The organism is Pseudomonas muyukensis, from assembly GCF_019139535.1.
GTDB lineage: Bacteria > Pseudomonadota > Gammaproteobacteria > Pseudomonadales > Pseudomonadaceae > Aquipseudomonas > Aquipseudomonas muyukensis.
In genome coordinates, this window is record NZ_CP077073.1 from 3,926,978 (window position 1) to 3,935,991 (window position 9,014).

Annotated in this window: 6 protein-coding genes; 5 read left to right on the plus strand and 1 reads right to left on the minus strand. The window is 66.1% G+C overall.

Annotated elements, in window-relative coordinates; genetic code table 11:
- Window positions 1-11: 11 nt before the first annotated feature.
- The 5 genes from pvdN (at window position 12) to KSS95_RS17395 (ending at window position 7,829) form a co-directional block, all read left to right on the plus strand.
- On the plus strand, window positions 12-1,286 hold the full coding sequence (gene pvdN, locus KSS95_RS17375; protein ID WP_217848297.1) for a pyoverdine-tailoring periplasmic protein PvdN: 1,275 nt from the start codon (window positions 12-14) through the stop codon (window positions 1,284-1,286).
- 13 nt (window positions 1,287-1,299) lie between these two features.
- Complete coding sequence (locus tag KSS95_RS17380) at window positions 1,300-2,175, plus strand: formylglycine-generating enzyme family protein (protein ID WP_217848298.1); 876 nt, start codon at window positions 1,300-1,302, stop codon at window positions 2,173-2,175.
- A gap of 108 nt (window positions 2,176-2,283) precedes the next feature.
- Window positions 2,284-3,624 carry a lysine N(6)-hydroxylase/L-ornithine N(5)-oxygenase family protein gene (locus KSS95_RS17385; protein ID WP_217848299.1) on the plus strand — a complete coding sequence of 447 codons (1,341 nt, stop codon included), beginning with the start codon at window positions 2,284-2,286 and terminating at the stop codon, window positions 3,622-3,624.
- Between the two features lie 14 nt (window positions 3,625-3,638).
- Window positions 3,639-5,285 carry a cyclic peptide export ABC transporter gene (locus tag KSS95_RS17390; protein ID WP_217848300.1) on the plus strand — a complete coding sequence of 549 codons (1,647 nt, stop codon included), beginning with the start codon at window positions 3,639-3,641 and terminating at the stop codon, window positions 5,283-5,285.
- An 84-nt stretch (window positions 5,286-5,369) separates the two neighbouring features.
- Entirely contained in the window at window positions 5,370-7,829 is a 2,460-nt protein-coding gene (locus tag KSS95_RS17395) for a TonB-dependent siderophore receptor (protein ID WP_217848301.1), read from the plus strand.
- Between the two features lie 162 nt (window positions 7,830-7,991).
- Here KSS95_RS17395 and KSS95_RS17400 read toward each other — a convergent pair whose 3' ends face one another.
- On the minus strand, window positions 7,992-8,948 hold the full coding sequence (locus KSS95_RS17400) for an alpha/beta hydrolase (protein WP_217848302.1): 957 nt from the start codon (window positions 8,946-8,948) through the stop codon (window positions 7,992-7,994).
- Window positions 8,949-9,014 lie beyond the last annotated feature (66 nt).

Genomic DNA, 9,014 nt, shown 5'->3' on the forward strand with positions numbered 1-9,014 from the left:
CCCGCCCACCCATGAGCAACCGTCGCACTTTTCTCAAGCAGGCCAGCCTGCTCGCCGCCAGCCTGCCACTGCTGCCCCAGGCCCTGGCCGACACCGCCGCCAAGCCGTTGCGCGGCACCGACAAATGGCACAACCTGCGTGAGCTGTTCCCCCTGGACCCTGGCGTGGCGCACTTCGCCAACTTCCTGGTCACCGCCCACCCACGCCCGGTGCAGGCGGCCATCGACCGCCACCGCGCCGACCTCGACCGCAACCCTGCCGCCCTGATGGACTGGGAAAGCCAGTACGAATGGCAGCGCGAGGACGAGGTGCGCGAGTGGGCCGCGCGCTACCTGGAGGTCGGCCCACGCCAGATCGCCCTCACCGGCAGCACCACCGAAGGCCTGGCGATGATCTATGGCGGCCTCAAGGTGGGCGCCGACCAGGAAATCCTGGTCACCGAGCACGAGCACTACTCCGCGCACAAGGCGCTGGCCTTTCGCAGCCAGCGCCAGGGTACCGCGGTACGCAAGATCCGCCTGTTCGACAACCCGTGGACGGTGTCCAGCGACCAGGTGCTGAGCACCCTGGACCAGGCCATCAAGCCCCACACCCGGGTGCTGGGCATGACCTGGGTGCACTCCGGCAGCGGGGTCAAGCTGCCGGTGGGCGAAATCGGCGAGCTGGTGCGCCGGCATAACCGTGAACGCAGCGAGGCCGAGCGCATCCTCTATGTCGTCGACGGCGTCCACGGCTTCGGCGTGGAGAACGCGCGTTTCGCCGATTTCAACTGCGACTACTTCATCGCCGGCACCCACAAGTGGATGTTCGGCCCGCGCGGCACCGGGATCATCTGCGCCGCCTCCACCGGCATGGAGCACCTGGTGCCCACGGTCGCGACCTTCTCCCGCGACGAAGACTTCGCCACCATTATGACCCCCGGTGGCTACCACGCCTTCGAACACCGCTGGGCCACCGGCGAAGCCTTCAAGCTGCACCTGGAGCTGGGCAAGGCCGAGGTGCAGCAGCGCATCCACCAGCTCAACAGCCTGCTCAAGGCACGCCTGAGCGAACACCGCCAGGTGCAGTTGGTGACCCCGCGCAGCGAACAATTTTCCGCCGGCTTCACCTTCTTCCGCCTCAAGGACCGCGACCCCGACGCCGTGGCTGCGCAGCTGTGCGCCAACAAGGTGATGTGCGACGCCGTGCACCGCGACGTCGGCCCGGTCATTCGCCTGGCCCCCAGCCTGCTCAACGATGAGCGCCAGATCGACCGGGCCATGTCCCTGATTACCCAGCAACTCTGAACAAGGCATCGCCATGCATACCCCCCTGCACCGCCTCACCCTGGCCGCCGTGCTGGCAGCCTGCAGCCTGCCGGCCCTGGCCGCACCGCCCGCCATCGTGCCCGGCACGGTATTTCGCGACTGCGACACGCTGTGTCCGGAAATGGTCGTAGTGCCCGCCGGCACCTTCGTCATGGGCACCCCCGCCGATGAAATGGGCCGCCAGGACGACGAAGGCCCGCAACACCCGGTGACCTTCGCCAAGCCCTTCGCCATCAGCCGCTTCCAGGTCACTGCCGGCGAGTGGGATGCCTACCTCAAGGCCTCCGGCGCCCGCATCGCCGACGGCGACGACCGCCCGGGCCGGCGCTGCACCGCGAGCAAGCCAAGTTATCCGCAGGGCCCGCGCCAGCCAGCCGTGTGCATGACCTACTTCGACGTACAGGACTACGTGGCCTGGCTGTCGCAAAAGACCGGCCACACCTACCGCATGGTCAGCGAAGCCCAGCGCGAATATGCCGCGCGCGGCGGCAGCAGCGGCCCGTTCCCCTTCGAACCCGACGCCAACTACCAGATCAGCCGGCACGCCAATGTCTACGGCCCCAAGGACGGCTTCAGCTTCAGCTCGCCGGTGGGCAGCTTCCCGGCCAACGCCTTCGGCGTGTACGACATGCATGGCAACGTCTACGAGTGGGTCGAGGACTGCGAGCACGATAGCTACGTCGGCGCCCCTGCCGATGGCAGCGCCTGGGGCCGGGCGAGCCGCGCGGCGGACAGCTGCAAGGTGGTGCAGATCCGTGGCAACGACTGGGGCGAGGCACCGATCTTCTCCCGTTCGGGCAACCGCAACGCCATGGTTCCGGGCAAGCCTGGCGACTGGCTGGGGGTGCGTATCGTGCGCGAGCTCTGAGCCCGCCACCCGCTAAATTGTCCCCGCCGCTCCTCGTCCTATCGGTGTACCCCCGCAGCCCGGGGTGAGCGCCAGTGGCCTCCCCCGCCACCTCAAGGAACCGATAGCATGAGCCAGCCCCATTCCTCCCAGCAGGTCCACGACCTCATCGGCGTGGGCTTCGGCCCTTCCAACCTGGCCCTGGCCATCGCGTTGGAAGAGCTTGCCGAAACCCACGGCCACGCCCTCGACGCGCTGTTCATCGACAAGCAGAGCGACTATCGCTGGCACGGCAACACCCTGGCCACCCAGAGCGAGCTGCAGATTTCCTTCCTCAAGGACCTGGTTTCGCTGCGCAACCCCACCAGCCCCTACAGCTTCGTCAACTACCTGCACCAGAAGCAGCGCCTGGCCGACTTCATCAACCTCGGCACCTTCTACCCCTGCCGCCTGGAGTACAACGACTACCTGCGCTGGGCCGCCGAGCACTTCGCCACCCAGGCCTGCTATGGCGAGGAAGTGGTGCGCATCGAGCCGGTACTGGAGGCTGGCAAGGTGCATCAGTTGCGGGTGATCGCCCGTGATGCCGCAGGCCGTGAACACGCCCGCCTGAGCCGCGCGGTGGTGGTTGGCAGCGGCGGTACGCCCAAGGTGCCGGACAGTTTCCGCGCCTTCAAGGACGACCCACGGGTGTTCCACCACTCCAGCTACCTGAGCAGCCTGGCGACCTTGCCGTGCAACCAGGGCAAGCCGATGCGCATCGCCATCGTCGGCTCAGGGCAGAGCGCCGCCGAAGCCTTCATCGACCTCAACGACAGCTTCCCGTCGGTCAAGGTCGACATGATCGTGCGCGCCACCGCGCTCAAGCCCGCCGACGACAGCCCGTTCGTCAACGAGATCTTCGCCCCGGACTACACCGACCTGGTGTTCAACCAGGACCAGGCCGAGCGCCAGAAACTGATCGGCGAATACCACAACACCAATTACTCGGTGGTCGACATCGACCTGCTCGAGCGCATCTACGGCATTCTCTATCGGCAGAAGGTCGCCCACCAGTATCGCCATGCCGTGCTCTGCCGCCGCCAGGTGCAGGCCGCCACCGCCACCGCCGAAGGCATCGAGTTGACCCTGCAGGACCTGGCCACCCACCAGTCGCAGACCCATCGCTACGATGCGGTGATCCTCGCCACCGGCTACGAACGCCGCTCGCACCGCGACCTGCTGGCGCCGCTGCAAGGCTACCTGGAGGACTTCAGCGTCGCCCGCGACTACCGGGCGCTGGCCAACAGCGAGCTGCTGACGCCGGTGTACCTGCAGGGCTTCTGCGAAACCAGCCACGGCCTGAGCGACACCCTGCTCTCGGTACTGCCAAACCGCGCCGCGGAAATTGGCGAGTCGCTGTATGCCGCGCTCGCAGACGCCGAGCATGCCCTCCCCACCCACCCGACCAGCGCCCTGATCGGCGCATAAGGCCCCTAGACGTCATGAGCAAGCAAACCCGCGGCGCGCTGCGTGAACTCTTCGTCCTGCTGCGCCCGTACTGGGCGCAAGTGGTCACGGCCATTGTCCTGGGCATGGTCGGCGGCCTCAGCGTCACGCTGCTGCTGGCGACCATCAATGACGGCCTGCACAGCGAAACCGGCCCAGGGCCGGCACTGTTCGCGGCATTCGCCGGCTTGTGCCTGGTCGCCCTGCTCGGCTCGATCCTGTCGGACATCGGTACCAACCGCGTCGGCCAGCAGGTCATCGCCAGCCTGCGCAAGGACCTCGGCGCCAAGGTCCTCAGCGCGCCGATCGCACAGATCGAGCGCTACCGCAGCCACCGCCTGATCCCGGTGCTGACCCACGACATCGACACCATCAGCTCGTTCGCCTTCGCCTTCGCGCCCATGGCGATCTCACTGACCGTCACCCTCGGCTGCCTCGGCTACCTGGCCATGTTGTCATGGCCGATGTTCCTGCTGATGCTGCTGGCCATCGGTGTCGGCACCGCCATCCAGTACAGCGCGCGCAACCGCGGCATCAAGGGTTTCATCGCCGCGCGCGAGGCCGAGGACGAACTGCAAAAGCACTACAGCGCCATCGCCGAGGGCGCCAAGGAGCTGCGCATCCACCGCCCGCGGCGCCAGCGCATGCTGCAGGACAACATCCAGCGCACCGCCGACCATATTCGCGACACCCAGGTGCGCTCGATCAACACCTTCGTCATCGCCAAGAGTTTCGGCTCCATGCTGTTTTTCGTGGTCATCGGCCTGGCCATCGGCCTGCAGGCCTACTGGCCGAGCACCGACAAGGCAGTGATGAGCGGCTTCGTGCTGGTGCTGCTGTACATGAAGGGGCCCCTGGAGCACCTGGTCAGCACCCTGCCGATCGTCAGCCGCGCGCAGATCGCGTTCCGGCGCATCGCCGAGCTGTCCGAACAATTCTCCTCGCCCGAGCCGCACCTGCTGCAGGCGCCGACCCGCCCAGGGCGACAGATCCGCAGCCTGCAACTGCGCGGCGTGCGCCACAGCTACCCCAGCGTCGATGGCCGGGCGCCGTTCGAGCTGGGGCCGATCGATTTGCACATCGACCAGGGCGAGATCGTCTTCATCGTCGGCGACAACGGCTGCGGCAAGACCACCCTGATCAAGCTGCTGCTCGGGCTGTACCCCACCCAGGCCGGCAGCATCCTGCTCGACGGCCAGCCGGTCACCGACCAGAACCGCGACGACTATCGCCAGCTGTTCACCACGGTGTTCGCCGACTATTACCTGTTCGAACAGTTGGTCGACCCCGACCAGCAGGTCCCCGAGCAGGCGGCGGGTTACCTGGAGCGCCTGGAGATCAGCCACAAGGTGAGCATCCGCGATGGCGCCTTCAGCACCACCGACCTGTCCACCGGGCAACGCAAGCGCCTGGCCCTGCTCAACGCCTGGATCGAGGAACGGCCGATCCTGGTGTTCGACGAATGGGCCGCCGACCAGGACCCGACCTTCCGGCGCATCTTCTATACCGAGCTGCTGCCCGATCTCAAGCGCCTGGGCAAGACCATCATCGTGATCTCCCACGACGACCGTTACTTCGACATCGCCGATCAGCTGGTCAGCATGAAGAACGGCCAGCTGACCTGCGCTCGCGCGCTGGCTTGAAAAAATTTATCCGGTTTTGGCCTGAAGACGCGTCATACAAAAAAGAAAATCATTCTCATATATGCCAATACCTAGGAGCACGCTTTGAGTAACGCACCTCGCCTCTCCCCCCTGGCCCGGGCACTGGTCTTGCGCCGCACCCTGTGCGCCCCGCTGGGTCTGGCGGCAAGCCTCGGCGCAGCCACCCTGGGTCTGCCCCTGCAGGCCCAGGCGCAGACGGTCGATTTCAACATCCCGTCGCAGTCCCTCGATAGCGCGCTGCGGGCATTCGCTACCCAGGCCGACCTGCAGATCCTGTACAGCCCCGAAGACGTCCAGGGCCTGCGCAGCAGTGCCCTGGTCGGCCCGCGGGAACCTGCCCAAGGCATTGCCGAACTGCTGCGTGGCACCAGCGTGCGCTACAACCTCAACGGCAACGTGCTGACCCTGCATGCCAAGGCCGACGGCAGCGGCCTGACCCTGGACGCCACCAACATCAGCAGCACCGCGCTGGGCTCGACCACCGAGGGTACCGGTTCCTACACCACCGGCGCGACCAGCACCGCCACCAAGATGAACCTGTCCCTGCGCCATACGCCGCAGTCGGTCAGCGTGATCACCCGCCAGCAGATCGAGGACCAGGGCCTGCTGAGCATCGCCGACGTGCTCAACCAGACGCCGGGCGTGACCGTCAGCCAGGACAACACCGAGGTCAATTCTTTCTATGCCCGCGGTTTCGAAATCACCAACTTTCAGTTCGACGGCCTGCCCAGCCTGAGCACCAACGCACCGCTGCGGGACAACTATGGGCTGATCGGCACCTCCATCTACGACCGCATCGAAGTGCTGCGCGGCTCGGCCGGCCTGCTCAACGGCACCGGCTACCCTTCTGGGGTGGTCAACTTCGTGCGCAAGCGCCCGACCGCCGACTTCCAGGGGCATGTCACCGCCGGTGCCGGCACCTGGGACCAGTACCGCACCGAGGTGGACCTGTCCGGCCCGCTCAACGACAGCAAGAACCTGCGTGGGCGCATGGTCGCCGCCACCCAGGAAAGCGGCAGCTACATCGACTACCTCAAGCGTGAAGACCACGTTTTCTACGGCATCCTCGAGGCGGACCTGAACGACAGCACCACCGTCGCCTTCGGCATGGACTACCAAAATGGCCACGCCAACGGCTCGACCAACTCCAACCTGCCGGCGTTCTACACCAATGGCCAGACCGTCAAGCCTTCGCGCTCGACCAACTCTGGCGCCAAGTGGGCCTACAGCGACACCGAGACCCAGCGCTTCTTCACCAGCCTCGAGCATCACCTGGCCAACGACTGGCTGATCAAGATGGAGGCCAACTTTCGCCGTTACGACGTGGACAACATGACCTCCACGGCCAACGGCCAGATCAACCCGGTGGACAACTCGGCCACAGGTTTCACCAGCAAGTACTATTCCACCTCCAAGGAACTGGACTTCGCCGCCTACGCCAACGGCCCGTTCGAGCTGTTCGGCCGCACCCACGAGATGGTCATGGGGGTGAACTGGGCGCGCAACGAAAACGAGTCGGCGACCATTTCCTACGGCAGCTATCGCATCAACAATTTCTTCAACTGGGACAACAACCCGACCAAGCCGACCAAGCCGCTGTACACCGTCCCCTACGACACCGTGGCCCGCGAACGCGCGGCCTATGCCGCGGCGATCTTCAAGCCCACCGATGACCTGAACGTGATCCTCGGCACCCGGGTCACCGACTACTACTGGAACCAGGATGGCGTGATCCCACCGCTGCCCCGGCCCAACGTGCACTACAACACCCGCGACAGCGGCGTGGTGACGCCGTATGCCGGCATCACCTACGACCTGGACGAGCACCACACGGTCTATGCCAGCTACGCCGATATCTTCAAGCCGCAACCGTTCAACCCGGACCGCAACGGCGCGCCGATCGACCCGCTGACCGGTGAGAGCTACGAGCTGGGCATCAAGGGCGAGTACTTCGATGGCCGCCTCAATGCCAGCCTGGCGGTATTCGCCTCCGAACAGGACAACGTCGCCGAGGCCGACGGCCTGCGCGTGGATGTGCCCAATGCCACGGCCTATCGCGCAGCGTCCGGCGTTTCCACCCGCGGCTTCGAGGTCGAGGTGTCCGGCGAGCTGATGCCCGACTGGAACGTGCATGGCGGCTACACCTACCGTCACTCCGAAGACAAGGACGGCAAAAAGGTCAGCACCACCCAGCCTGAGCAGATGCTGCGCATGGTCACCACCTACCGCCTGCCGGGTGCGTTCAACCGCATGACCGTGGGCGGCAACATCTCCTGGCAGAGCAAGATCTACTACGACACCACCCTGGGTTACGCGCCCAACGCCATCGACGCCCACTTCGAGCAGAAGCCCTACACCCTGGTGGGGCTGATGGCCGCGTATGACTTCAGCGACAACCTGCGTGGCAACCTCAACGTGAACAACCTCACCGACCGCAAGTACTTCAGCGGCATGGGCAGCTACACCTCGACCTTCTACGGCGAACCGCGCAACATCATGGCGAGCTTGAAATACTCGTTCTGAGGCTTCAGGCAAAATGAAAGGCGGTGGACCTGTGGGTCTACCGCCTTTTTTTTATGCATGGTCAACTTGGCACCAGGCGCTGCCGATGTGCGCCGGCAAGCCGGCTCCTGCGGGTTGCAGGAGCCAACCTGGCTGGCGAACCAGGCGCCGGGGTGGATCGCACTAACGGTTCCAGGCAGCATTCAAGTCGGCGCACAAGGCCTGGTAGATGACAGCGACCTCGCTGACCACACTCCCCAGGCGCAGGAAGTCATGGGTCAACCCAGGGTAGTCGCGCACGGTCACCGGCACCCCGGCCGCGCGCAGGTGCTCGGCATAGGCGCGCCCCTCGTCCACCAGCGGGTCATGCCCGGCCAGGGCGATCACCGTCGGTGCCAGCGCCGCGGGAACCGTGCCCAGCAACGGCGAAAAACGCGGGTCCTGGCGGTCCTCCACGGTCCTGGCGTAGTGGTTGTAGAACCAATCCAGAGTGTCGCTCTCGAGCAGGTAGCCCTCGGCGAACAACTCCATCGAGGCGCTGCGCCGCGAGGCGTCGGCCACCGGGTAGCACAGCACCTGCACGCGCGGCTGCAGGCCCTGCCCAGTAGCGGCCGCCCCCGCGGCCAGCACGCAGGCCAAGGTGGCCCCCACGCTGTCGCCGGCGAAGGCTACCCGCTCCAGGTCCACGCCCAGGGCCTGAGCCTGGCCGGCCAGCCAGGCCAGCACATCTTCGCCATCCTCCAACGGCTGCGGGAAACGGTGCTCCGGCGCCAGGCGATAACCCACCGAAAGCACCGCGCAGTCGGCACCGGCGGCGAACTCGCGGCAGACCCCGTCATGGGAGTCGAGGCTGCCCACCACGTAGCCGCCACCATGGAAGTACACCAGCAGCGGCAGTCGCTCACCGGCGCGCCGTTGCGGGCGGTAGAGGCGCGAGGACAAGACCGCGCCATCGCGGCTGACGCAGCTCAGGGCCTGGCTGTCGATACCGGCCGGCAGCGGCCAGCGCAGTTGCTCGGTGGTCTTGTCGAACAGCGCCCGCGCCTGTGCGGGCGCTAGTTGGTGAAACGGCAGGTCGAGGGGGCCACGGGCCTGCTCGGCCAGGTCGAGAAAATCGCCGAGATCGGGATGCAGGGACATGTCATGGAGTTCCAATCAGAAAATGAAGGGGGCGTGACGGCCACGCAGCCGCCGTCACGCCTGGCG

What these genes read in the sequence shown, in the direction of transcription:
- pvdN (WP_217848297.1), top strand. Translation starts at nt 12, where the DNA reads ATGAGCAACCGTCGCACTTTTCTCAAGCAGGCCAGCCTGCTCGCCGCC.
- KSS95_RS17380 (WP_217848298.1), top strand. Translation starts at nt 1,300, where the DNA reads ATGCATACCCCCCTGCACCGCCTCACCCTGGCCGCCGTGCTGGCAGCC.
- KSS95_RS17400 (WP_217848302.1), bottom strand. Translation starts at nt 8,948, where the DNA reads ATGTCCCTGCATCCCGATCTCGGCGATTTTCTCGACCTGGCCGAGCAG.
- KSS95_RS17385 (WP_217848299.1), top strand. Translation starts at nt 2,284, where the DNA reads ATGAGCCAGCCCCATTCCTCCCAGCAGGTCCACGACCTCATCGGCGTG.
- KSS95_RS17390 (WP_217848300.1), top strand. Translation starts at nt 3,639, where the DNA reads ATGAGCAAGCAAACCCGCGGCGCGCTGCGTGAACTCTTCGTCCTGCTG.